The following is a 24,831-nucleotide window of genomic DNA, read 5'->3' as shown; positions in this document are numbered from 1 at the left end:
CGGCAAGCAGCGCTTCGCGCAGGAGAGAAAAACTTCCCTTCGGTATTCTGCCGGCACGTATCTCATCTTCGGTGTAGATCTTAATGCGCCGCAGCAATTCCGACGGCTGCAGGATCGATCGCATGAATTCCACCTGATCGATGCATGTGTTCAGAAAGAAGATACAGAAATCGATGAGCGCTTTCTGAGATAATGAACCGCGGCCGTCGCTGTCGTTCTCACGCTCGCTGTCCGCCGCCATGAGAAGTCTTTTGTATTCGTTTACATTGCGGGCAAGCCCTCGCGCAGCCGACCAGAGACTGCTGCCGATGGTAAGCCGCTTAAGCGATGCGTGCGACATGAGCCGTGCGACGCGCCCATTGCCGTCGAAGAACGGATGTATCCAGAGGAAACGATGATGCGCGGCGGCTATAGCAATGATCTGACGCACTCGCGATAGACCGCCGGGGCTGTATGCCTCATCAAAGCGCTGAAGGAATTGCGGCAGCGCCTGTGCTGCCGGGGGTATATGATGTCCCACTTTCACTTCACGGTCGCGCATCTCACCCGGAACGATCTTTGCTTTTTCACCAGTGGCCGGATTTTCCGTCCATAACATTTCATCAGGCAGACGCCTGCAGAATTCCCGGTGTATCCATTGGGCATACGCCGCCGTCAGCGGTTCTGATGCATCATCCGTGCCTTCATCGATGGCCTTTTGAACCTCGATATGCGCTATAGCTTCTCGCTGCAATGCGCGCTTTTCCGGTGCTTTGTTGAAATCCTGATGAAGTGCCTTATCGATATCGATGGGATGCGTGACATGACCTTCAATGAGATTGGAATAATAGCAGTTCATCGATCTGACAAGGCTGCCGATGGACGCGGTCACTATAGGATCGAGCTGTCCGGCAAGCGAACTCGCTTTCGATATGAGCGTGAGCACGACATCTTCAACGTCGCGGTTTGACTCTTCCGGCAGCATCGGTTCCATGCAGCCGATCTTTGTTATCAGTTCAAAAGCCATATTATTTTGCCGATTTATATTATCAAACATTATAGGTATATTGTTGATAATTGTCAATATTATTGCATTTTATTGCCGATGATTTTGCCGGTATTATTGCCGGTAATAACTGTGCCCATATCATGCGGTTTTGTCCTGATAGTACCATTGCAAGTCCTGAAAGTCAAAGACGGTTCGATCATTTGGCAGTATACTTGTGCCTGATCGATAGTTAAGACTAAGTTATTCCGGCGAGGATAATTTCATGGAAGAAACCTACACTGTATCACTTCCCATCCTGAAAACAGCAGATGTTGTCGTGCTTGGCGGCGGCCCTGCCGGTATTGCCGCTGCTGTCGCTTCCGCCCGCACAGGCGCGAAAACGCTTCTCATCGAACAGAGCGGCTGCCTCGGCGGCATGATGACACTCGGGCTTGTGACGCCTATCGGCGCTACGCATACGACAAGCGGTAAACCGTTCGGCGGCATACTGCAGGAAATGCTCGATCGCGTTGCTGCCGATACAAAACGTTTCGCTGCCGGAACCGAGCATCTCTATTCCTCCCCGCACATTATCAAGCATGTTGCGCTCGATATGGTCACCGAAAGCGGTGCTGATATCCTTTTTCACGCCATGTTCATCGATGCGATACGTAAAGGCGATGCGATACAGGCTATCGTTGTTGCGACAAAGTCCGGTCTGGCACGCATTGATGGGCGTATGTTCATCGATGCCACCGGCGATGGCGATCTTATCGCCCGTACGAAAGAGGAATTCGTTGTCGGCAGCGAGCCGGGTGTTCTGAAAAATCTCACGGTGACCGGGCTTGATACGGTGCACGAGGAGCATGGTGCATACGGTGAATACGATACAAGCGGTCTCATGCAGCCGGTGACCGCCATGTTCACTATGGCGAATGTCGACGGCGCACGTGCGGAAGGGCTCATCAACAAGCGGCTTACCTTCGCCGATATCGGCATTACGAAAGAGGAATTCGGCCGCCTGCCGTATGCGAACACGCCGGGGTTCACTATCGACGGCGACGATATCCCGCTCCCGCAGGGGCGCATACTGTTCTTTAAGACGGCGCGCGCCGGTGAATACGTCATCAATATGTCGCGGGTTACGGCAGTGGACGGGACCGATGCTCTTTCGCTGAGCGCGGCGGAGATCATCGCGCAGAAACAGGTGTTCTTCATCGCCGACTTTCTGAAACGCTTTGTCGATGGTTTCCAGAAAAGTTATACCGTTGAAAGCGCTGCCACGCTCGGTGTGCGCGAAACGCGGCGGCTTGTCGGACGTTTTGTGCTTTCCGGGCGTGAAGCGATAGAATGCGCGCGTTTTGATGACGTCATCGCGCAGGGTTCATATATCATCGATATTCACGATCCCCAGGGCAGACGCAAGGCTATCGGCGGTGCGATCAAAGGGGAATGCTATGATATCCCGTATCGTTCGCTCGTACCGAGAACGGTGACCAATCTCATCGTCTGCGGGCGATGTATCTCCGTCGATCATGTGGCACATTCGAGTACGCGTGTACAAGGGACATGCATGCTTACCGGTCAGGCGGCGGGAACAGCGGCGGCACTTTCCCTATTGGACAAAATCCGTCCGGCGGATATTCCGGCATCCGTGCTGCAGAAAAGGCTCACGCGCGACGGTGTTCTTTTTTACGCTCATTGATCAATGTCGTTCACGGATGCGGCGGAATGATGACGGCGGTTTGCCGCAGTATTTCTTGAACAGTGTGCTGAAATAATAGATAGATGCGAACCCGAGCTTTGCCGCCGTATCGCCGACGCTCTCTCCGGACACGAGCAGCCGCTTTGCGCTGTTGATGCGCTGCTGATTCGCATAGTCGGTTATCGTCATGCCGGTCACCGATCTGAACCGTTTGCTCAGATACACCGGATGCCGCCCGATGATGCCGGCGAGTTCCGAAAGCGGCGGGGGCGGGGTGTGATGCGCCGCAAGATGCTGCTGTATTCTTGTGATAGCATCGACATCGGCCGGCGGTGCGCTGAACGACCGCGCGATCAGCGCCATCATTTCCACCGTTTTTGCAGCGACTATTTCCTGGAACAGGAGCCCTTTGTTCTCAATTTCAGAACGCATGTCATGTAAGATACATCCGATCTGCGGTGGCGCAGCGATAACCGCATAGTCCTTAAGCGTAAGCCCTCGTGCAATATTCTCAAGCGAGGAGTCGATATGCTCAACGAATCGTGTTTTTAATATGCGCCCGAGACCGATCTTGTATCGCGGATGTATCACTGCGGCAGGGCCGTCCCCGACCGCGATGCGGCGTGAGGTCTGTATACCGAGCCAGTAATACGACAGTTTCTTTGCATTGACCAGAAAGCGGTGTTCAATGCGCGGGCTGATGATCAGTACCTGCTCTCCCGACACAGATACAGACGGTGAACCCTCGATGAGCTCGATACTGCTGCTGCCGGATGTAAAATACATTATTTCATAGCCGTGATGGTAGTGGGGGAATGTGTACGGTATCGCATGAGCCTCGTAGCCGAAATGGGTGAGACGCGGGAATGACGGACACGGGGTCTCAATGTAATACATACTCATAGTATAATCGCTGGGTTAATAAAAGGCAAACAAGGCTAATATAACGAAAAGACAGATAAGCGGTGTGAGATATACTATTCACAGATGAATGAAGAATGCAATGATCGGCAGATATGATTTAGGAGGATATTTCATGAATACGAAGTATATCGGTCTTCTTGCCCTCAGTCTGGTCTCAGCCGCGTTCTCAGCCGCGTTCTCAGCTATTCCATCGGCGGTATTCTGGCCGGCACCGCGAGAGATTTCATCCAAGTCCGATCTTATCATTCTCGGGCTCCCAAAAGTGTCAGCACCCGCAGCACTTGCACGGCCCGCGGCGCTGCTCTCACGTGAGCTTGAAAAAGCATATGCAGGCGCTGTTCCGCAAAAAAATGCAACGACCATTACGCTCAAGCTGTCTTCCCGTTTGACGCGTTCTGAGGAATATGCGATCGATGCGTCCGGGCGCAGCGTTATCATCGAAGCGAATGACGAGCAGGGCGTTTTCTGGGGCGTACATTCCCTGATGCAGCTCCTCAAATGGGAAGGGGTGAAAGTATCGGCAGAGGGATATGCATATCCGGGTGCGGCTGTCCATGACTGGCCTGAGACAAGTATTCGTTCATTCATGATACAAGCGCCGTTCGGCGGAACTGCAGAAGAATTAAAGAAGAACCTGGACCTGCTCGCGCGCATGAAGATACGTTATTTTGCATTGGAATTCGGTCCACGAGTGATCTTGGACATCGACCCGACCATGGCGAAGGTGCGGCCGGCGAATCTTCATTTCTCGAAACAGCAGGCAAAAGAGATCATTGAATATGGGCGGAGCCTCGGGCTGGAGCCGATAGGATATTTGAATCTGTTGGGTCATCTGGAAAGCGGATATCAGAAGGCGCCCTTTACCGCGAACTGCGGCATCATGATACAGGACCCGGAAGTCTATGATAAATTCGTTTTTCCCATAGTGAACGAGATGCTGGATGTGTACGGTCCCGTGAAGTATTTTCATTGCGGAATGGATGAGGCAATGGCGCTGTTCAAGTATTTTTCTGAACAAAAGATGGATACCGTCGATCTGCTCGTCAGGCATATAAGCACAATGAACAGGTTCTTTGCCGAAAAGAAGATAAAAATGATCATCTGGCATGATATGTTCCTGTCCCCGGACATGACGAATGTCATAGGCACGAACCTTGGTCCCGCGAATGGCGGAGCGCCGTATAATACCGTCGGCGCATTGGCGAAGCTGCCCAAGGACGTCATCATCGATTATTGGAGATATCAAAAGGAGTTTGAAACATTTCCCGCGATAGATTATTTCAAAGAGCAGGGCTTTTCGGTATGGGCAAGTCCCTGGTATTATCCGTTCCGTTTGGTGCGCTTTTGCGCCCGTAAGGGAGTGCCCACTATGGGTACGATCTGGGCGGGAGTGCCGAAGTGTTTCGCGTTCTCTCCTTCTGATGCGGCGACCGCTCTCTACGCGCAGGCGGCATGGTCGCCTGGGGCGCTTACCACGAATGCAGATGCAGAAGAGAATAGTGCGCCGGATGCCGTCATTGTGACAAAGCGGATGCTCTATGACAGGCAGCGGATAGGGATCGATCCGTGCAGGCTCATTGTTCTCCGGGGGAATGCATCAGCGCTTTCCATCAATTACCCGAAAGATGCGCCGATGGTGCCGGAACAGCATTCCGGCATTCCACTCGACTTTTCCGTTCCCGTATGCTATGAGCCTCTCGTGACAGGCGGAACGCCGCTTGAGAAAGATTCAAAACCGGCAGCGATACTGATCAACGGCAATGATAAAGTGGTGTTGGACGGATGCAATGTATTTCGTGATGCGTACAAGATGGTGTTGTATATGTTCCCGATGGCGTCCACCAAGGCGAATGTCTGGGGGGTCGAGGCAGTGGTATCAAGCAATGGTGTGGTGCTGAGCGTTGCCGGGCGGGACACGGGAAGGAATGAGGATTCGATGGTGCCGGACGGGGGATTTGTTCTTTCCGCTCACGGCGGAGTCGGCTCAAAAATGTACGACAAATTAATGTCGATGAGGAATGGCGATCGTATCGCTGTTCTCGATGCGAGCGATAATTGGATCGGCGGCGCCAGATCGTTCGTTCTTTCGATACGGTCGGCGAATGGAAATACATTCCCCGTTGACTTCGTGGATAGCAAACGGAATGTCAGTAATGCGGTGCTGTATCAATATGGATTCGGCACTTTAACCGGGACGAAAGATGACGGGATAGAGGTTGCGGTGAGCAATGGGGTCGTACTCCGCGTGAACAAGGGGAAAGGGAATACGGCAATACCGACGGATGGCTTTGTGCTTTCGATGCAGAACGAGAGTGCAGCTGCGAAAAGCATGGCGGCCGCTCTTTCTGCAGGCGATATGATCGAGCTTTCGGCAGCTGTCGGGGATTCTCAGAAGAATATTTCTGACATGATCACCGACAGACGATGGAAAGTGACAGTGGACAGCACCGTGAAGCGGCTGTGGTTTGCCGCGACGTCAGGGCTCAGGATGACGCCGGGCACTATCGTCGGCACATTGGTCATACGATATGCGGACGCGTCGATCGAACGGATAGTGACACGCACTTCCATTGAAATGGTCTCGAAGACCGGACAGGACAGCCCGCTTTCGATAACGAACAGTAATTCATGGCTTGTACAGCGGGATGCCGAACCGAAACAATGCCTCATCTATGAGTGGACGAATCCTAAACCTGCCATAAAAGTTAAAGCGATAGAATTTCTGCCGGCGCTGAGCGTACTGCAGTCAGGGTTGGAGATTTATGGAGCGACGTGTGAGATTTATGAGGGGAAATAAGATATCGATCACGTGATGTCCCTCACTGCTCTTCAGGAACAGCTTGCGCGTGACGGGGTTGCGTTCTTCCGGCGATGGACCTGCGGTGTAACACCGAATGACTTCTTGAACACGCGATGGAAATACTGCGTGTCATCATATCCCAGTTCGGCGGCTATGCGCGTCACCGGGAGCGAACTTGTCGCGAGAAGGACCTTCGCTTTTGCCATGCGCAATGCCGTGATATGATCGAGCGGCGAGCGTCCGGTCTCTTTCAGGAAACGCGCATAGAGCGAACTCTTGCCGAGACCGGCCACCGCGCAGAGCCTTTTCACATCGAGCGTTTCGCAGAAATGACCGTTGAGGTGCCGCAGGGCTTGTGCGACGGGCGTTGCCGCTGTGCGTGCGGCGTATCGTGCATGGTATTCATCGACGAGCGTCGAGAGCAATGCATCGAAGTGATGCGTGACGGAGCGGGTGTTCTGTTCATGCATGCTGAACGCATGGATGAGCGCGCACCATGCGGTATACACGCGCAGGAGGGGCTTTTCCCGCAATGAAATGCCGTAGCGTTTCAGTTCCGGCAGGTAGAAGAACGGCTCTATGAGCGAGAACGCCCTGAGCACATCGCGTGATGTCCGTATATCGAGCGAGCCGTCAACGGCGGATGGGGCGAAGGCGACGCCCATCTCCATGATGGCGCCTTTGGGGAACGAGACCACCGCGTGTTCGACGAGATGATCGAGGAAGATGACATCGCCTGCGGCAAAGCGGTATTCGGCCCCGTGTATCGATTCGATGACCTCGCCTTCGATGATAAGGACCATCTCAAAAAAATCATGGCGATGCACTCCCGGTGAACGCTCCGGTGTGAGCGTGCGGCGGTACGCGACGATAGGCGCCCCCGCGAACGCATCGGCGATCGACAGGCGGTCGCCGTTCCTGACGAATGCCCGCGCGAGGAGCGATGCCGTTGCCGTATCATCAGGGAGATCGTACCACGAATCGACGATGGCACGTTTGTCAAATGATGAGGCAGGCATCATCACCACCCGCGCAGTTTCACGTGGAGCACGGCCATGCGTCCCATGAAGAAGGGATAGCCGTATCCTGCCGCGATCTTCAGGTGCTGCTTCGCGGTATCTTTTCCGAGCGCATCGTAATAGAGCCCGATGTACAGGTGCGCATAGAACCGCCGCTTCTGCCTGTCCGTATCGGATGCATTCGTATCATCCGCGGCACGGAACACATCGGCTTCCGATCCGGTCCCGGCATAGAATGCATGGAGCTCTTTCATCGGCACACGGTCGTCATCGCTTACCGGGATGAGGTTCTTTTTTGCGGTGACAGGTGAATCCGCTTTCGCGGTACACAGGAAATGCCAGACGGCGTTCTCGACATCGTCAGGGTTCACGGTGCGGTGTTCCGCGAACTGCTGTATGCCCCTCGCATGGTCGCCTGCGTAGTAACAGGCGATACCGCGCTGCCACAGCTGCGCCGCTCTATCGGGGTATCGTTCGGCCGCTGCATCGTACGATGCTATCGCTTCGCGGACCTTGCCGGCGAAGAAGAGGTCTGTGCCTTGTTTGACGGCTGTCTTGAACGCTTCTTCATCGGTGTCCGCCGCGCACACGGCACCTACGAAAAGGAATGATATCATTATCCGTCGCATACGTTCAGTATAATCGCTCTCCCGCGGTTGTCAACGAGAAATATGTTATTGATAAACGTCCGGTTTTTCCGATAATAACACAGGTAATGATGAGCTGTATCGCTGAGCATACAAGGAAATACCATGTCGGATGCACGTGACATGTCCGCAACGCCTGAGAACAGAAGGAATGCGCCGCGCCTTGCCATGCAGTGCCCCGTCAGTGTTCTGTGCAAAGGTTCGAACGGTGTGTGGGTGGACGGGCATTCGGTCGATATTTCCTGGAAGGGGATATGCATTACCGTGCCGGTCCCGTGTGCGGTGTCGGAGACGGTGACCGTTTCACTGCCGGTATTCCTGGATAAGCAGGTCCATCGCCAGGTGTCGGTGCGCTGGCGTCGATACGATGCGGGCATGAACTGCTATACTATCGGCGGGGAATTCCTCTGAACGGTACGATATCCGCCCCTTCATGATGCCCATCGTTTGAGCTCATTGGCGGCAGTTGACGTACATTGATGATGCCGTATACTTACCATATTGCTGAAGAAAATGAGCAGCGGCTGCGTCGTCGATGACGAGGTACGCACCGATGAACGGAGTTTGTATGAACGCGACGAAGTACAGGGCGCCCATTGCGTCGGTGGTCCTAGCTGTGCATATCATGTCCGGCCTTTCCTGCATGCAGACGCCCAACCCGGAATTCATCGGGATGAAACTCTCGTTCAGCCGTGCGGATGAGGAGCGATATCTCGCGGCGGTAATGGATGCCTCGCTCGTGCGCTACGCCGGCATCGATGTGCCGATGATCGATAATATTTCCATCGTTACGGAAGGATCGCGGTCCGCGCTCTGTCTGCGGCTCATCCCCGGGCAGCCGCTGAAGAACAACGGCATACGCGCGGAGATAGCCGTCGATTATCCATTCGCGGCGGGGGCGACGGTCAATTATCAGTGGTGCTTCAAGATCGGCGCCGATTTCAGGAGCGATGCGCCGAAGAACCGCTGGTGGGTCATGGGTCAATGGCATGATCAGCCCGATGCGGCGCGCGGGGAGACCTGGAACGGATTTCCGGCGAACAGTCCGCCCATTCTGCTCGGCTACGGCTTTACCAACGGCACACATGCGCTCGGTCTGTCATACGGCTCGCCGAACTCGACGGCGATAGGATATTTCCCTGTCATTCCCGATACATGGATGACCATCCGCGCCGTCATACACTGGGCGCTCGATGCCTCCGGGAGCATCGTCATTACGACGAACGGGGCGACGGCGCTTACCGCGAACGGCAGGAACATGCACAATGCCTATCAGCATTATCTCAAGCTCGGGCAATACCGTCAGCGCGACATCCAGTCCGATAATCGCGTGTATATCGATGACCTCGTCATCTACTAGACGCGATCGTTCCCGCTACTCGAATATGAAATAGGAAAGATTGAACGGCTTCAGCCACGCTTCCTGACCGTTCGCCGTGGTAAGCGCCGCCTAACGTTTCACCGCTCATTCCGCCTGACGACCATAGGGTAGCGCTTTCCCGGCTGCAGGCCGTTCCCATCGGAAAACCCTTCCGGCCTGTTTTGCAGCAACCGTATCAGGTGCTTTCGCCAGCCATCGACCTCATCGCGATAGCGTTCGTCGGCGATGGCATCATGCAATTCGTGCGGGTCTTGTTCAAGATCAAAAAATTGCTCACGGCCACTGCGTGTGAACCAGATATATTTCCGCCTACCGTCGGTAAGGAAGTGATGCCCTCCCTGTTCATTTTCCCATGAATGTTCGCCGTGGATATATTGCCGCGATTGCCGTTCATGGCCGAAGCATTTGAGCATGCTCATGCCCTCGACACCCTCCGGCACGTCGATCCCCGCCAGATCGCAGAAGGTGGGGAGTATATCCATGAGGCATACGGCTTCCCGAGCCACCATGCCCCTCGGCAGACCGGGTCCGTTGATGATCATCGGGATATGCACGCTGCCTTCGTACGGCACATACTTGCGGAAACAGTGGTGGTCGCCGAGCATTTCACCGTGATCCGACGTGAATATGATATAGGTATCTTCCTTCTCATTTCTCAGGCGCTCGAACAATAACGACAGCTGGTCGTCAACGTGATTGATGAGCCCGTAATAGCCTGCCCTGCATTCCTGGTTGAACCTGCCGGAAAGTTTTATCCGATCACCATCCGGCCAAGCACCCCCGCCGGCTTCCGGGGCATTCAGATCGGCCCAATCGCCTACCACCGGTTCGTCAAGCTGCATGCGTATATAGCGGTCATAGTAGGCTTGCGGCGGCAGCAGCGGCGGATGCGGGGCGACAAAGCCGACGTAGAGGAAGAAGGGAACATCACGATCCCGCCGATCGAGGAATTCAACCGCCTTGGCGGTGGACCAGTTGGTTTCGTGGAAGCGCTCCTCGTGGTTCCACGGTCTCGCCCTGAATCCATTTCCTGTAATACCAGCGGCAGCTACATGCGGCCATGATTGGAAATTCTTTCCGCGGCCCGATAGACGCCAGACATGATTGAATTCGGAATAGACCTCGGCGAACGGATCATCATTCACTATCTCAAATCCGTATCGTGCATAGGTCGGGGACTGATGCATACTCCTGCCGACCGAAGCTGTCTGGTACCCGGCACGCCGGAATACTTCGGGCAGCGTGAGTGTGGTGTGTATCGGTTCGCCGAGAGCGAACCCGACCACACCATTGGTGAACGGTGTCTGCCCGGTCATGACACAGCGACGCGCGGGAACGCAGGTCGGGCACTCGGAGTACGCCCTCGTGAAGCGTACGCCATCGGCCGCGAGATAGTCGAGCACGGGTGTCATGAGATGCGGATGCCCGTTGACCGACAGGCAGTCGCCTCGGTGTTGGTCGGTCATGACCAGAACGATGTTCGGCCTTTTTTTCATGGGCGCATCCCCTTGTGCCTGCCCCATACGACGTGATCCCGATGCCATAGTTGTCTCCTTTCCCATGAGATCAGGATATCAATATATCTCGACTTCACCACTGCTCACTCCTTCTCCAGCACCATCACCGGATACAGGTCGGGGCGCATATAAGGCTCGGTGCCCGCCGGCGTGAGCGTGAGACCGCGCTTGCGGTAATCGCCGTCATGATCGTTGATGATGACCGCGAACCCGAATATAGTGTCCGGCCTGAGGTTCACCGGCACAATATCGCGTGCGGGGATCGCTATCTCATACACCGTGCTGTCGCTCGTGCGCTTAAAGGCCGCTTTGGCGTTGGAAACGATCCCCGTTTTGAGGAAAGCGAGCTGCTGCTCCGGTGCCACGCTCCTGCTCACCACGAGCCCCTCCGGACTCGGCCAGAGGTCGAACACCTGATCATTGTTGTCATAGCCTTTCGCCGATTTCGATCTGGCATCCGCCCAGCAGTCGAAATATATCTGTACGCAATCCCCTGCCCACACCGTGGGAAGTTTATCCGACGGCGCGAGAACGTCGTCCTTCACGTCGAAGGCGAGATAGAGATATTCAGTATCCCAGGCGGCGCAGAGCTTCGCCGAAAGGTCGGCATCGCCTTTCCACGGAACACCGGCAGGATATTTCTGCTTGATGTCCATATTTCTCGGTGCGAATTCCCTGAAACGAGCGGGAAGCGCGGTTACCGCTCGCGCCGGCCAGTCGGAAAGATCCCCGTCGATGGTGATAGTCCGCGATGCTTTCGGGGCGCCCAGGATATCGAGCGCGATATCCTTGACTATCGGTTTCTCGGCGCCTTTCGGGGTGAATTCCGTTCTCACTGCGAACGGTGCGATCGCCCCCGGCACCTTTTTCAATATGGCAGAATACTTCCATATTTCTTTGCCGGCGATGCTTATGTCCTTGTCAAAGATAACTCCGCTGTCATCGCTGAGCTTCATATGACCTTCGGCGGTACGCGAGAGGATATTCCGTGCCGTGAGATCAACTTTCGATGCCGACGTTACCTGCGCATATATCTCCACGGGGCTCACTTCGCCGGAACCTATCTTGGTCTTCACCAGCGCATCCTTCAGGGACGCAAGCGTATCCGGTTTGCCGCGGAGAAAGACCGGGAACGACGAGAGCGCGATCTCGCTCTCCTTCGGGCGTGCGATCGTATTTCCCATGCAGTCGATGAACTCGACATCGCCGGGAATTGACGCAAGGCCCATGTTCGGTCCGGGGCGTCCCTCGGTGTCGAGCACGGCATTGTATGTCCACACGGCGGCCACCGGGCGCTTTTTTTCATCGGTGTACATATAGCAGCGTATCTCTTTTCCGAGTTCGACATCGGCGGCATAGTCTGCATTGCCGAGGATGCGGCCCAGTACGTTCGGTGCGAATGCTTTTGCCGTGGGCGTCATATCCAAGCCGATCCATGCTGAATCCTCGAAGTTCCAGTCGTTATGCACTTTCACGCGGTCGGCATATTTCAGTGACATGAGCCAGCTTCGCATCGTATACGCGAACGCCATCCGCTCAGACCAGCCCATGTGATAGCTGAACGGCCCGGTGCGATAGTGATCGGCGGAACATCCTTTATGCGCATCGAGACCGTAGGCGGGTATCGTATAGTTGCAATGATATATCCCTTCGGGCCACCACACATCACCGGTATAGCCGTACTTTGACAATACGGCGAAGAACGACACCGCATCCGCGTCCAGATCGGGGTCTTCGGGCCTCGTGCGGTACGGGTGAATGGATATGATGTCGCATACATCCTTTCCGCCGGCCGCAAGGAACGTCTCGATATATTTTATCCCGCTTGACAGATACATGTTCGCCGGATCGGGCGAGAACATACGCGCCTTCGGGTTCGCGCGGAGTATCCCTTTGCGTGCCGCCGCCATACATCGGATGACCTGTTTCATCTCTTCAATGTTGTCCTGATATGCGCCGCCCGGTTCATTGAGCATTTTCCAGACGAAGAGGTCGGGATACTGTTTCGCTTTCTTATACGCTTCTTCTTCGATGACTGCGAGGTCGGCATCCGTGCGGTGAAAATCATGCTTGAGGTTCCATTTCCCGCTCACCTCGCCGAATTGATCGAAGATCGAGCTGAACAATAGGATACCCGCATCTTCGAACATCGTCCGGTATTCCGCCGGGGAAATGTGCCATTGGTTCAGTGAGCCGATACCGATGTGCTGATACCGCTCAGCCTTGCGCGCCCAGTTCGCCTGCCGCGAATCGCCCGGCGAGTTGAAGAGAAATTTGTGCTTTTCCGGCACGCCGCGAAGCGAAGGCATGATGGCGAGGCGGTCGAAGTCACGTTCGGCGGCCCCGCCTTCCGTGCGCACCGTTGTCTCGATGATATAGAGACCTGGCTTAAGGCCGTCCGCCCACGGCGCCGGGATCGAAGCCCCTTTTTCACCGACGGTGCAGGGGATCGTATCTTCTTTCACCACGGCATCCCACAGGTCTGTCACGCGCACGGCAAGCGTATAGACCCCCGGTTTTCCATGCACAAAGAACGCCGCGCCTGTCTTTTCGCCAGGCTGAAATAGATTATCGCGCCGCGCGGTGACGAAACTCGCACCGCAAGGCTTTTCATCATAGTCGCTCATCGGGCCTTTTTCGAACTGTACGTTATCGATCCATGCCGCGCAGTCCTCCGCAGGATTGTTGATACCGAAATCAAGCGAGATAAGGCTGTTGGGGGTTTTCAATGTCGTCGAGTAGCGTTTCCATTCCGTTGATAGTGCATACGAAGCCTGGCCGGGAAATTTCGGCCACACGAGCGATGTCGGCAGGGAGGTGATCCGCACACCGGCACGGTCCGCCTTCGCGTAAAAACTGACCGTATACTCGGTGTCGGTCTCGACGGGGATAGCGAACGTCACAATATGCGCCGGGGATTGCCCCTTCTGGCCGATGATCTTCATCGATCGCCTGCCTTGAAAGCCTGTTTCTTCGACGATGTAGTGTTCGCCGAGATGCATATCGGTTATCGTTCCGAGCGGGCCGAAGCGCCAATACTTCGCGCCGTCCTCAAAGCCCGGGTTCTGCACGAGATTCTTTGAGTGCTTGTACTGCGGCATTTTGAGCTTGTCGGCGGCCCAGAAATCGACGTTCGCATACGATTCGCCGGTTGAGCGTTCAACTTCCGGCTCGCCGAGAACGATGTCGAAGATGATCTCATTCTCTTTCGGCGTGAGCCTAAGCACGACGCATGCCGTACCGTTGATCATGAGCCCATCATTGACCGCTGCTGCGTCCGCTTTCCGCAATGCGAGGGTGAGCCTCTGTTGGGGGGCGTCCGAAAAATATGCGATCGATGACGCCGCGCCGTTAAAAAGCATCTCCGGCTTTTCGCCGGCTCTCTCCGTCGGCACAGCATTGTCCTTCCCGTCTATTCTGATACGCTCGCCGGCAAGCGATGCCCGGGGGATCGCTATGTAGAGCGCTGCGCGCGAAAAAATATCTGCGGCCGGCACGGGCGTTTTGAACGCGAGCGTTACACGCGCATTGTTCTCCGGCGTCAATGTAAGTGAATACTCTATCGGGAACGATCTTCCGCCCGGCGGCGTGAACGTACCGGAATAGAGTGCGGTCTTTTTCGATTTCGTGATCTCAAGACCGCTTTCGCCGAGCTGCTTGAGCAGTATTTTTGTGTCTCCTGCCGCGAGCGCCGCCTGTATCGTCCAGCAAAAACCTTTGGCATTGCTCACGATGAGCGAACCGTCATCACCCATGTCGATGAGAACGCCCGGATTTACAATTGAGCCATCGACACGGAATTGCGGTGCCGCGTGAAGCGCCGATATCGCGACGAGTACGGGCAGGATGTTCAGAAAAACTTTTTTCATGGCGCTCACTCCACCTTGAATTCAGTTCGGGCGATCTTCGAAATGCGTATACTGTCAATGGCCCCGTAGAAGAACGGGTATCCTCCCGTATAGGCGATCGATATGCCGTCCGATCTTGACTGGATGATGCATCCATTGATCGGCTTTTCAGTATCGAGCACACCGTTGATATATATCCTCATCACCGTGCCGTCATAGGTGCAGGCGAAATGCGACCAGACGCCGGGGGGAAGGCCTTTCTTTGAATTGATAACGACCTCGCCCTTGCCGTCCTGCAGCTGCCACCCGACATTGAAACCGGCGGAAAAATTGATGCGGAAACCATTTTTTGAATATTCCATGTTCTGAAAAAAGCCCATGTTCTTCGGCGCGGGAGGGTCTTCGGGTTTCACCCATGCTTCGAACGTGATCGCATCCTTAAGTCCGAAAAACTTTTTGAACGAGTCAGCGGCATTCCAGAGCGTCTGCCGAAGATCGCCGTTGAAAAGGAGCGCTTTCCCGAATTTCCCCCTCACCCATTTCGGCGGCGTTTCATCCGGCTTGCGGTCGCCGCGTTCGTTGTACCGAAGATGTATGCCTATCGGCCCCGCATCGCGGGTAATAGGCCCTTCGCCTTCGTCGAAATTCCAGAGCGCGACGGTATTTTCATCAGAGACGAATGCAGAAGGTTGCGCATATGCAGCGCCGGCGATAAGTGCGCTTGCCATTACTATGATAATGTTCCTCATGTTCAGCCTCCGATGATGTTCATACTATCGCAAATCAATGCAAACGCAACCGGCCTGAGAAGATGTATACTTATCGTACGATCATGACCTTCAGCACCCTCGTTCCGCTGTATGAGGAAAGACGGCAGAGATACACACCCGGAGCCGCTTTTTTGCCCGTCGCTGTCAGTGCATTCCAAGCCAACCGTGAACCATCCGAAGGCGCGGGCATGCTCACAATGCAGCGCCCTGAGAGCGTATATACCTTAAGAGTTGTGTCGGACGGTATATTGGCAAAGAGAATATCGCCCGAGCCGCGATAGGGGTTGTTAAGTGCGCAGGCGTAGTTCAGGTTCGATGTCGTGCTGAACATCCTCGTGATATCGACGTTGCTCACCACCGTAACCGCATTTGTGACGGCTGCGATGTCAGCCGTGATACGGAGGTCATAGCGGCGCGATATATCGAAACCCGCGGGGATCGTCCATGTGTTCACAAGATCACCGCCGCTCGCGGCGATGCATGGCCCTTCAATCGTCCCCGGGAGCGGTAGATAGGTCGACGCCCCGGCGGGGGAAAGATCGAACGCAAGCGATGCTGAAGTAATGATGCTTTTTACCAGCGTATACATGAATTGTACTTTATTCTCAACGGGCATAAGGATAACCGCGGCATTCAGCAGCGAGAGCGTTATCGCGCAGAATGCGGATGCCGGTCCAGCCTGAGCGGATTCGCCCGCAGCGTTCATCGCTGAAAGACGATAGAAGTACCGCACACCGCCGGCCAGACCGCAATCATCATAATTCGTTGTATTGGCGGGTACCGTTGCGGCAAGTGAGTACGCTGCATCATTCGTACTGCGATAGATACGGAACATCGTTTCATTCGATGATGAATCGTGCCATGACAGTCCTATCGAATTCCCGTCGATGGCTGCCGCGGCGAGGCTTATCGGCGTGTTCGGCAGACCAGCGCCGATAACGTAGGTATATGTGTTTGTGCTGCTCGTATTGCCGATCGCGTCCCTGCCATAACAACGAAGTGTGGTCGTTGTGTTCACGGGAATTACAGCCCCTGCAGCGGTGAAAGATACGAACGCGGCGCCGTTCGTTGACCAGTATCCGAAGTTCTCACTGACAGCGAGGTTCACAATGAATGCCGCATTCGTCGTGAAGCTTGCGGGGGCCCCGGTGACGACCGGCGCATTCGTATCGAACGTATAGGATGCGCTGTTCGTCACGCTCATATTTCCCCAGATATTGCAGCCGTACCAAAAAAGCGTCGTCGTCGTGCTGATACGAACGTTCGTCCCCGGCGCTGCGAACTGTGTGAACGCAGTGCCGTTCGTCGAAAAATATCCGTAGTTCTGATCGACAGTGAATGCGACGGTGAACGCACTGTTCGTGACGGCACTTGCCGGTGCCCCGGCGACTGTCGGCGCATTCGCGTAGGTATATTCGATGGTGATCTCGTCCTTGAACTCGTCGGGCCTGGTGTTCACGAGCGAAGCGCCCCGCGAGTTCTTGATCCCGTCGATGCCGCACGTGAGCGTGAGATAGTATTTTCCGCCGGGGAGCGTGTTCGTCGTGACGAATTCCACAGCGTTCTCATTGGAGATGTAATTGATCTCCGACGGCGCGATGAGGTTCGATGCACTATCGGCCAATCGCACCGTGTTCGTCGTTATCGTCGAGGGGATGAACCAGCTCCTTGCGGCATCGAGCATGGGCGAGAACAGCTTCACCTTCATCCGGTACGTGCCGCCGACTTTTGTCACCGATGTGTCGAGCGCGGCGACATTGACCCGCGGCGCGTACGGACAGGATTTCGGGTCCATGACGAACATATGCTTGACGTAGCCGCCGCCGCCCTGTGAGGCCATCGAACGGCAGGCGCTCCTTGCTTCGCCGAGATACATCCCGTCGAGAAGCCGCGTCGCTATCGGCGCGATCTCAGATCCAACTGCGCTCGAAACGAAGATCGTCGAGTCGGGGTTCGTCGGGGATACCGGTATGATATCATCACTGCTGGGGGCGGCGCTGAGCGCTGCCCCGTCGTAGTAGAACGTATCGTGCGAATTTCCGCCCATCACCGACATGGCATTGTTGTCCAGGAAATCGTGCGCGTTGTCCTGATAGGTGTAGTTCCTGCTCACGACCCATACCGAATCATCCCTGTTGTCGCAGATGGCGTCGTTGATGAACCCCGAAAGCGCGCTCGCGCCGTTGCGAAGTTCGATGCCGTTCGGGTTGCTGTCATTGAATTTAAAGATCGACCCGCAGCCGCTGGTGGTGCTTGCGGTCATCATATACACATCGTTCGAGTTGACACGGCTCACGAACACGCACGACGAGTACACTCCATCCTCCATCGATTTGAAATAGGTCTTGAAAATGAAATTCGACGGGGTGCTTTCCGTTATCCTGAGCACACCGTTCGTCCACTTCGAGGTGCTCGATCCCTTCTTGCCGACAGGTATGAATATCTGCGGAAAGCCGCCGTTGGATGCCGCCGCTATTGCGTTGAACGCATTGTACTGATAATTATCGATCACATTCGACAGGTTGATGTTCGTTATCGTCGTTAAGGTCGAGAGATCGTACTTGGCGATCTTGAAACATTCACCGCCGCCCGCATGCTTATACATCGCCCAGACGGTGTTCGCAGCGGTCTTAACGATCTTCATGTAGAACGAGCTTACCGATGCCGAGCCGTCGATGTCGAATTTTCGGTACGTCTTCGTGAGCGTATCGTATTCCCAGAGCCAGAGCCAATCCGATCTCGCCGGTTCACCCACAGGGATCGCCGGCGGCAGTATGCTCACCCAACGATGCGCCCTGAAGGTGATGTAAATGTAGCGCCCGGATGTCGTCGGATCGACGTAAATGGAATATACCTGCACGTTCGTCGTCGGCGACGAGAATTCCGGTATTGCCTTCCATGTATCAGCAGCGATGTCGTAGTAACAAAGCCCCTTGAACGTCCCTGCCCAGACGCGATTATTGTATTGATCATAGCGTATGACCTCGGCAGCGTCGCTCACAAGGCCGCCCCCGGTATTCTCCTTCGTGAAATGTTTGATGAGATTCCCCGCCTTGTCGTACATGGTGACGCCGAGACCCCGGGCGTCCTCGGAAGCGATCTGGTAGTACGGCGTTGCGCACGGGTTGGCATGACCGGTGTAGATGATGTCATGCGCCGTATCGATGTCGATGGAATACTGGTTGAGGTATTTCAGGTCGAAGCTGTCGCTCTTGCGCAGCGGTGTGAATACGCCGCCGTTCCACTTGTTAAGACCGCCGCCCGGTAAACGAAAGCCGCTTGTCGGAAATGATCGGAACACCGACATAATGCCGCCGGGCTTGAACGTCAGCTTCTTAAAAACGTTCGGGAATCCCCCGATCTCATCCTCGTTCATGCCGTTGGTGGCCCATACCCAATCGCAGTAGATGAAGTTTATGCCGCTTATATTATTGACAGCACCGAATTTATGATAGTCATACTGCTGGTAGTTCACACCGCGGAGCATCATCTCGTTGGAAAGCGTGTTGTCGGGATATATCGATTCGTATACGAATTTCACGCCGGACGTGTACGTGTCGTAATCTGCCGCCCCCGCACTGTCGATCATCTTTTTTATCTGGATAATGCCGGGACCGTCCAGATGCGACACGATGAAGTATCCGTATTTTCTTTTGCTGAACTTTATGTCCCCGCGATCGTAATAATTGTTCGTTTTGCAGAAGGCATACGGTGAGTTCTGTATCACTTTCGTATTGTTGCCGGAGAGACGATACATGATGAATGCAGCAAGGTAGCAGTTCCCGCCGACATCCTGCACTGTCTGGGGGAACCCCGAACTCAGTACGATGTAGTTTATCCTGTCCCAGATCCCGTTCGCGACCATGTAGTTCGACAAGGCGAGCACAAAGGCGTCCCGATCCGCCTTGCTCGAGCTCGCAAGCGGGATCGTAGTCACGTTCACCGAAGGTATGCCCCGCGCGTTCTTGAAATAGGCGGCGATATCCGCAGATTCAGAGTTGCCCTGACGTGCCACGACAAGCACATCCTCATACGACGGCATGGCGTGCACCATGGTCGTCATGGCAGTGAATGCGATCATGAGAGCGATCAATTTCTGCATGTACCGTCTCCCGGCAGATACGATCGTACCTGATAATGGTAGGCCATAGTGTTCTTTCCGTCCATGCAAATTCTTATCATTCGGGTATGAAAAATGATCATCGCGGACCTGCCGGGCAGATGAAACGTCAGCGGCTCGGTGTCATTTGACAAATAGCTGTTGAGACCTACAATAATGATATGGGCCATCCGTATGAAGATGTACATTTCTTCCGGCAGGATAAGCGGCTTCAGCTGCCGAACGTGCCGTTCGCCGTGGGCTTAAGCCATCGTCATCCGCATAGTATTCGACGCGATGCCGTAGGCTGCACATCGATCGAATATCTGATCTCCGGACGGATACATGCCGTCATAAACAATCGTTCGTACGACATCGCCCCCGGCGATATGTTCATACTCCCGCGCAACGGCCGTTATGAATGCTCATCCCCCGTGCCGATGCGGACGCGGAAAATATATCTCTACTATCATCATATGGAGATCGAACATTTACTTGCACTGCACGGTCTTGCACAGGTACACCATGTCCCCTCGTGCACAGCGGCAGCCCCCTGGTGCAGAGCGCTCTTCACCCTCGCGCGGCGATTCGAGCACACGCCCTCTGAGCAGGATGCTTTGCTCGCTGAGGCGTCAACGTATATGCATCGTATCATGATCCTCCTCTCGCAGGAGTCACGGAAACGGTTCATCGTTCCCGGCGACATCCTTGCAATGATGAACTACATCGATATGCATCTTCATGAGCCGATAACGCTGTCGGACATCGCCGCCGCAAGCGGAAAGTCGGTGCCGCATGCCATCCGTGTCTTCAAACGCGAGACAGGCAGCACGCCCCACGAGCATTTATTGAAGCGCCGCATCGAAACGGCAATATTCCTGCTTAAAAGCACCGGCGAAAATATCCGTTTCATTGCATCGCGTGCCGGGTTCAGGAACGAGCATTATTTCTCGGCGGTCTTCAAAAAACATACCGGCAGGCCGCCATCGGTCATGCGCAGGGGTTTCGAGCCGTCGTGTCAGTGATCGTGCTGTTTCATTGCATGTCGATGATCACCGTGATATGGAACGATATCCCTTGCTTTGTGATATCCACCGAGGCGATATATCCCGGCTGGTTGCGATCGTTGATCGCCGTCGAGTCGCGCAAGAGCGGGGTATCAGCGCCGAAGTCTATTGTGATCGAACTGCCCTGCTCGAGAAGAACGGTGATGCTGCCGTCCTTGTTCTTCTGTACATATCCCGCTATCGGTGCAGCCCAGGATACGGTAACTGATCCGTCCGCCTGTATCGCGTCGTCGATGATAAGCCGTGCACCGGACAGTGTTATCGTCCGTATCCATTCTGCCGAGCACGCTCCCTGATAGCGCGTCGAAAATACGATAGTCCCGCCCGATGCTGTCGGTTCGAATGAGCGATGTTCAGTGCCGGACGCGCGCATTGCACCATTGCTGTCGGCCAATGTGAGAACGCAATGAGCCCCCGCGGCATTCATCCACGCACGTGCGGAGCGGTCGTAATTGCAGCAGCCGCTGTCCACGATGAAGGGTTCTTTCCCGGCGAAGGCGATGATGTTCGGCCGCGCATCGTGATGATGCCATAATCCCGTCGGGCCATTGTCGATGTGTATGGAGAAATGATCGTTCATCAGTATCGCTCTGCCGCTCGCGAGGAAGAGAGCCGTCGAAGAGCGCACGACGTCCGCTATGGACGGGCATACGGCATGGGCCAGAGCGAGATCGCGTGCTGCGTCAAGTGAGTATGAATCGTTTATCTGCAGCGTGCTGCCTGAGGGCGTCGCCGTACGAGCGAGGAAGGCGTACTGCTTTTCAGCGCTTGCCTTGAAGCGTGCGGTATCCGCGTCCGCAATGCCGTTCTTTTCGCAGATGAGATATGCGTCCAGATACATGCGCGCAATGAAGTGGCTGTAGCTCGGGCTGTTCTCGATATTCCCGCCGTCGGCAAGCGTTTCCTTTGCATCATGCTCGCGGTATATTTTTATCGCTGCATTTCGGTATGCACGGCTGTCGCCCATTTCCGGGAACAGTATCGATGCGAGGAGCAGCGCAGTTCCTTTCTGCAGATAATGATTTCCTTTTATCTTTTTATCGAGCGCGATGTCGTGGACGGATTCTTGATAGAGATGTTCGGTGTGAACGCCGATCGCGCGGTATATGCGTTCCCATGCGGCTGCAGTGAGGGAGGTGCTTCCTGCAAGGAGGTGCACGCTGTACGTGAACACGAATAAGCGCCACGCTACCTGCATATCGAACCAGGTGTAATTCCCGCGGCCGTGCGTTCTGAGCGATATGTCATCGTACGGGTTTTTCGCACTCCAGTCGTCGAATAAGCTCAGCCACATGCGTGCCCAGTGCGCATCGTTCGTCGTGTAATATCGGCGGGCGATAGCGAGGAGGAAATAGAGCCGATTGAGCCAGACGTGTTTTTCCCACGGCGGCTTTATCTGTGCGCGTTGAGCAGATGCGAGTGCTTTGTCCCATTGCATGCCATTGTCCGTCATCCACGGCGCGAAAAGCGATCCAGCCTCGATAGCATGTATGAAACATTCTGATCGCGTACCGCCGAGGTGCTCCTGCGAGAAGAAGAACGCGCCGCCGTCGAGCGGGAGTATCTCGAAGATGTCGTACGTATCGAACACTTCGCGCGGGTAGGGGAGATGTGTCGGCCGTTCGCTTCCCTGTGCGAGGGTATAGTGCGGGCGTAGGAATCGTGTGTCGTTCATTGCAGTATCCTTTTATGACAGTATTCGTCGTTCGCGCTAGGGCATCACAGACCAGAGCGTTGCAAGCGAGATGTAGAGACCGGCGCCTTTGCGCGTGACATCCTTTGCCGGGACTTTTTCCGGCGATATGATGTCGGTGTTCAGGTATGTCGCGTAGTATCGGTATACGTGCGCGAGCACGTTCGCATCCGCGGAAGCCGCCGCTACCCAGCCCCAGCCGGTGCGCAGACCATGCCCGAGCTCTACGCGTTTCTTATCGTCAATAAGGATGTAGCGCCATGCTGTCTCGCGCTGCCATTCGGCATTGACAGGGTCCGATGTGCGGTATTCCGTGTACACCTGCTTGGGCTTCGAACGGTCCGGTCTATACCAGACCGTGTACGCGGGCGTTGCGTCATCGCGGTACACGAAAACATTTTCGGCCATTATCTGTGCGATCGCCGCAAGGTCTTCTTTGACGAAGAGCGGTTTGCCGTTCTCGCGGACATCCTCGCGGAAGAATCGGTATATCACGTCGATAGTGACACCCCCGTGGGCAATATCCTCCGATTTCCCGAAGAACGGTTTGTCATTGATGTTCTCGACCATGTACGACCAGCGTTCGGCATGAATGCCGGCATCGTCGCGTATGCGCTCGGTAACGCCGCGTTTCATTTGGCGCCCGTGCTTCACCGCCTCCCTGGCATAACGGTCGGCGATATCCGCATGCCCATCCTCGCGATGCGCCTTCGCAAGATTCCAGAGCGAGATCGCCATGAGCGATTCGGTGTTGAATATCAGGAAATTCTTTATGCCCGGATCTGCAGTGCCTATCTTATAGAAATATGACCCCTCGGTCGGGTGTTCAGTGCTGTAGCGCTGTATCCACTGATCCATGACATCGGTAGCGGACGCCAGCACCTTTGTATAATGGGCTTTACTCTTTCGCTTCGCGAACGGGAGCCAGTCGGTCAATGCGGCGAGGCATGATGCCGTATTCCAGAGATCCACCGTGTTGACACCGATGACGCCGCGGAGATTGTACGTCGTTTCAATGCCCCATCCGCGCTGTGTCTTGTCGGCGAGTACCGGGCTTGCCTGCATGATCACACCGCCTGCCTCGAGCGATATGACCTTGTCCGCGAGCGCTTCAGCGCTTGCGAGCATGGTGTTCTCATCGTCCGGCGCGATGTTCCGTGCGGCGGCAAGTACGAGCGCGCGTCCGCGGAGCATATCGGCGACGTTCGCAATCGTGCTCCAATTGGATGCGTTCGCCCGCGCTATCTCCTGCGTTTCCATCGTCATCGACCGCATGATGAGCAGTTTCCCGAGACCGTCCTTCCAGGCAGGCCAGTCGGCAGCTATGATCGGGAGCGCCCTCGGATATATCGTGAGCGATGCCAGTATAAAAAGGATCATCCCCCACGGGGCTCTCATGGTCCGCTTTGAATGTGTCATTGCTTTCATTTCATTCCCTCCGCGGCAATTTCCCGAATGCCGAAGCGATCGTGTTCCGCGGCAAAGAGGGCGGCGCTCATTGTAAGCAGCAGTAGTGATCTCATAATGACCTCATTCGTTCTGCTGTAAGTATAGAGCACGATCAGGCATGTATGTTATCCGTAACGGAAAATGATTTATCGCTCAGGGAGCGGCGTTCGGTTTCATGCTGTCCTTCAGTATCGACCGCATCGATGCCCTGCCGAACGTGATGTCCTTGCGTACCCCGTCGCGTTCTCGCTTGCGCCATGCCCCCGGTGTTGTCCCTGAGAGCTCGCGGAATACGCGGTTGAAATGCTGTACGTTCTCAAAACCGGTCTCGGCCGCTATGTGTTCGAGCGTCGCCGTGCTCGCTGCTATGATCTCTTTCGCGCGTGCTACCCTGAGATGTTTGAGCTCATCGAACACCGTACGCCCGGTAACACGCTTGAAATGTCCGCTCAAGTGGCGTGCCGAACACCCCGCAGCCTGCGATACATCCGCAAGCGAGAGCTTTTCCGCGAGGTTCTTCTGCATGTGATCGAGCGTGTTCTGGACGATGGGGTCAAAGGCGATGTCCATCTGCTCGGACGGCGGCCCCTCGCCGCCGCCGCGAACGAGCCGAAAGAGCAGCGCAGCGAGCGTATGTTCGGCTATCTCGCGATAATGTTCGTGACGCTGGTCTCCCTCGGTGCATATCGCCTCGAGCGCTCCGATCGCTGCGGCCGACATGCCGGGGAAATATCCTTTCGCCGTCTCAATGCCGCGCACGATCGTCCGTTCATGCACGATGAATTTCGCCTCAAGCGTACGCGTGACCGATCTACGTGCCGGGTATAATGCGTGCGTTCTGTTCCTGCCCGCGATGAAGAGGTCGCCGTCGGTATAGTGATATCGTCTGCCGTCGAGCAGGTACTCGCCGCGTCCGCGGAGGATGAAGAAGAGCTGCTGATGCCC

Annotated in this window: 16 protein-coding genes; 5 read left to right on the top strand and 11 right to left on the bottom strand. The window is 55.2% G+C overall.

Annotated features, from left to right (window positions below; genetic code table 11):
- Positions 1-1,006 (bottom strand): Fic family protein (locus AABZ39_01715; protein ID MEK6793465.1); only part of this gene is annotated, 1,006 nt, incomplete at its 3' end.
- 244 nt (positions 1,007-1,250) lie between these two features.
- Between AABZ39_01715 and AABZ39_01710 the strand changes: the two genes are divergently transcribed.
- Positions 1,251-2,672 carry an FAD-dependent oxidoreductase gene (locus AABZ39_01710; GenBank protein ID MEK6793464.1) on the top strand — a complete coding sequence of 474 codons (1,422 nt, stop codon included), beginning with the start codon at positions 1,251-1,253 and terminating at the stop codon, positions 2,670-2,672.
- On the opposite strand, the gene AABZ39_01705 is transcribed toward AABZ39_01710, so the two are convergent.
- A complete protein-coding gene (locus AABZ39_01705) occupies positions 2,673-3,575 on the bottom strand; it encodes an AraC family transcriptional regulator (GenBank protein ID MEK6793463.1) in 903 nt (300 codons plus the stop codon).
- 133 nt (positions 3,576-3,708) lie between these two features.
- Here AABZ39_01705 and AABZ39_01700 point away from each other — a divergent pair, with 133 nt between their 5' ends.
- The gene (locus AABZ39_01700; protein MEK6793462.1) at positions 3,709-6,393 is read left to right on the top strand and encodes a glycoside hydrolase family 20 zincin-like fold domain-containing protein; all 2,685 of its coding nucleotides are present in this window, start codon (positions 3,709-3,711) and stop codon (positions 6,391-6,393) included.
- A gap of 32 nt (positions 6,394-6,425) precedes the next feature.
- On the opposite strand, the gene AABZ39_01695 is transcribed toward AABZ39_01700, so the two are convergent.
- Positions 6,426-7,415 (bottom strand): AraC family transcriptional regulator, encoded by a 990-nt coding sequence (locus AABZ39_01695; protein MEK6793461.1) that lies wholly within the window; start codon positions 7,413-7,415, stop codon positions 6,426-6,428.
- A gap of 2 nt (positions 7,416-7,417) precedes the next feature.
- Positions 7,418-8,032: a tetratricopeptide repeat protein gene (locus AABZ39_01690; protein MEK6793460.1), complete on the bottom strand. Its 615-nt coding sequence runs from the start codon at positions 8,030-8,032 to the stop codon at positions 7,418-7,420.
- A gap of 135 nt (positions 8,033-8,167) precedes the next feature.
- Here AABZ39_01690 and AABZ39_01685 point away from each other — a divergent pair, with 135 nt between their 5' ends.
- Positions 8,168-8,473: a PilZ domain-containing protein gene (locus tag AABZ39_01685; GenBank protein ID MEK6793459.1), complete on the top strand. Its 306-nt coding sequence runs from the start codon at positions 8,168-8,170 to the stop codon at positions 8,471-8,473.
- A 157-nt stretch (positions 8,474-8,630) separates the two neighbouring features.
- Entirely contained in the window at positions 8,631-9,422 is a 792-nt protein-coding gene (locus AABZ39_01680) for a heparin lyase I family protein (protein ID MEK6793458.1), read from the top strand.
- 98 nt (positions 9,423-9,520) lie between these two features.
- Here the strand turns inward: AABZ39_01680 and AABZ39_01675 are convergent, their stop codons facing one another.
- The 4 genes from AABZ39_01675 to AABZ39_01660 all read right to left on the bottom strand — a co-directional run bounded on the left by AABZ39_01675 (position 9,521) and on the right by AABZ39_01660 (position 19,680).
- The gene (locus tag AABZ39_01675) at positions 9,521-10,987 is read right to left on the bottom strand and encodes a sulfatase-like hydrolase/transferase (GenBank protein MEK6793457.1); all 1,467 of its coding nucleotides are present in this window, start codon (positions 10,985-10,987) and stop codon (positions 9,521-9,523) included.
- A gap of 56 nt (positions 10,988-11,043) precedes the next feature.
- Positions 11,044-14,829, bottom strand: a complete 3,786-nt coding sequence (locus tag AABZ39_01670; protein MEK6793456.1) for a sugar-binding protein — start codon at positions 14,827-14,829, stop codon at positions 11,044-11,046.
- 5 nt (positions 14,830-14,834) lie between these two features.
- On the bottom strand, positions 14,835-15,557 hold the full coding sequence (locus AABZ39_01665) for a LamG domain-containing protein (GenBank protein ID MEK6793455.1): 723 nt from the start codon (positions 15,555-15,557) through the stop codon (positions 14,835-14,837).
- 70 nt (positions 15,558-15,627) lie between these two features.
- Entirely contained in the window at positions 15,628-19,680 is a 4,053-nt protein-coding gene (locus tag AABZ39_01660; protein ID MEK6793454.1) for a hypothetical protein, read from the bottom strand.
- A gap of 179 nt (positions 19,681-19,859) precedes the next feature.
- Here AABZ39_01660 and AABZ39_01655 point away from each other — a divergent pair, with 179 nt between their 5' ends.
- Positions 19,860-20,702 carry an AraC family transcriptional regulator gene (locus AABZ39_01655; GenBank protein ID MEK6793453.1) on the top strand — a complete coding sequence of 281 codons (843 nt, stop codon included), beginning with the start codon at positions 19,860-19,862 and terminating at the stop codon, positions 20,700-20,702.
- Between the two features lie 10 nt (positions 20,703-20,712).
- On the opposite strand, the gene AABZ39_01650 is transcribed toward AABZ39_01655, so the two are convergent.
- The 3 genes from AABZ39_01650 to AABZ39_01640 form a co-directional block, all read right to left on the bottom strand.
- Complete coding sequence (locus AABZ39_01650) at positions 20,713-22,419, bottom strand: heparinase II/III family protein (protein ID MEK6793452.1); 1,707 nt, start codon at positions 22,417-22,419, stop codon at positions 20,713-20,715.
- A 36-nt stretch (positions 22,420-22,455) separates the two neighbouring features.
- Positions 22,456-23,865 carry a hypothetical protein gene (locus tag AABZ39_01645; GenBank protein MEK6793451.1) on the bottom strand — a complete coding sequence of 470 codons (1,410 nt, stop codon included), beginning with the start codon at positions 23,863-23,865 and terminating at the stop codon, positions 22,456-22,458.
- A gap of 174 nt (positions 23,866-24,039) precedes the next feature.
- Positions 24,040-24,831 (bottom strand): AraC family transcriptional regulator (locus AABZ39_01640; GenBank protein MEK6793450.1); only part of this gene is annotated, 792 nt, incomplete at its 5' end.

Source organism: Spirochaetota bacterium (assembly GCA_038043445.1).
Classification (GTDB): Bacteria; Spirochaetota; Brachyspiria; order Brachyspirales; family JACRPF01; genus JBBTBY01.
Note: the sequence above shows the minus strand (reverse complement) of the source record. Positions and strands in the feature narration are given on the sequence as shown.

What these genes read in the sequence shown, in the direction of transcription:
- AABZ39_01685 (MEK6793459.1), top strand. Translation starts at nt 8,168, where the DNA reads ATGTCGGATGCACGTGACATGTCCGCAACGCCTGAGAACAGAAGGAAT.
- AABZ39_01655 (MEK6793453.1), top strand. Translation starts at nt 19,860, where the DNA reads ATGGGCCATCCGTATGAAGATGTACATTTCTTCCGGCAGGATAAGCGG.
- AABZ39_01675 (MEK6793457.1), bottom strand. Translation starts at nt 10,987, where the DNA reads ATGGCATCGGGATCACGTCGTATGGGGCAGGCACAAGGGGATGCGCCC.
- AABZ39_01695 (MEK6793461.1), bottom strand. Translation starts at nt 7,415, where the DNA reads ATGCCTGCCTCATCATTTGACAAACGTGCCATCGTCGATTCGTGGTAC.
- AABZ39_01660 (MEK6793454.1), bottom strand. Translation starts at nt 19,680, where the DNA reads ATGCAGAAATTGATCGCTCTCATGATCGCATTCACTGCCATGACGACC.
- AABZ39_01645 (MEK6793451.1), bottom strand. Translation starts at nt 23,865, where the DNA reads ATGAAAGCAATGACACATTCAAAGCGGACCATGAGAGCCCCGTGGGGG.
- AABZ39_01710 (MEK6793464.1), top strand. Translation starts at nt 1,251, where the DNA reads ATGGAAGAAACCTACACTGTATCACTTCCCATCCTGAAAACAGCAGAT.
- AABZ39_01700 (MEK6793462.1), top strand. Translation starts at nt 3,709, where the DNA reads ATGAATACGAAGTATATCGGTCTTCTTGCCCTCAGTCTGGTCTCAGCC.
- AABZ39_01690 (MEK6793460.1), bottom strand. Translation starts at nt 8,032, where the DNA reads ATGATATCATTCCTTTTCGTAGGTGCCGTGTGCGCGGCGGACACCGAT.
- AABZ39_01680 (MEK6793458.1), top strand. Translation starts at nt 8,631, where the DNA reads ATGAACGCGACGAAGTACAGGGCGCCCATTGCGTCGGTGGTCCTAGCT.
- AABZ39_01705 (MEK6793463.1), bottom strand. Translation starts at nt 3,575, where the DNA reads ATGAGTATGTATTACATTGAGACCCCGTGTCCGTCATTCCCGCGTCTC.
- AABZ39_01650 (MEK6793452.1), bottom strand. Translation starts at nt 22,419, where the DNA reads ATGAACGACACACGATTCCTACGCCCGCACTATACCCTCGCACAGGGA.
- AABZ39_01665 (MEK6793455.1), bottom strand. Translation starts at nt 15,557, where the DNA reads ATGAGGAACATTATCATAGTAATGGCAAGCGCACTTATCGCCGGCGCT.
- AABZ39_01670 (MEK6793456.1), bottom strand. Translation starts at nt 14,829, where the DNA reads ATGAAAAAAGTTTTTCTGAACATCCTGCCCGTACTCGTCGCGATATCG.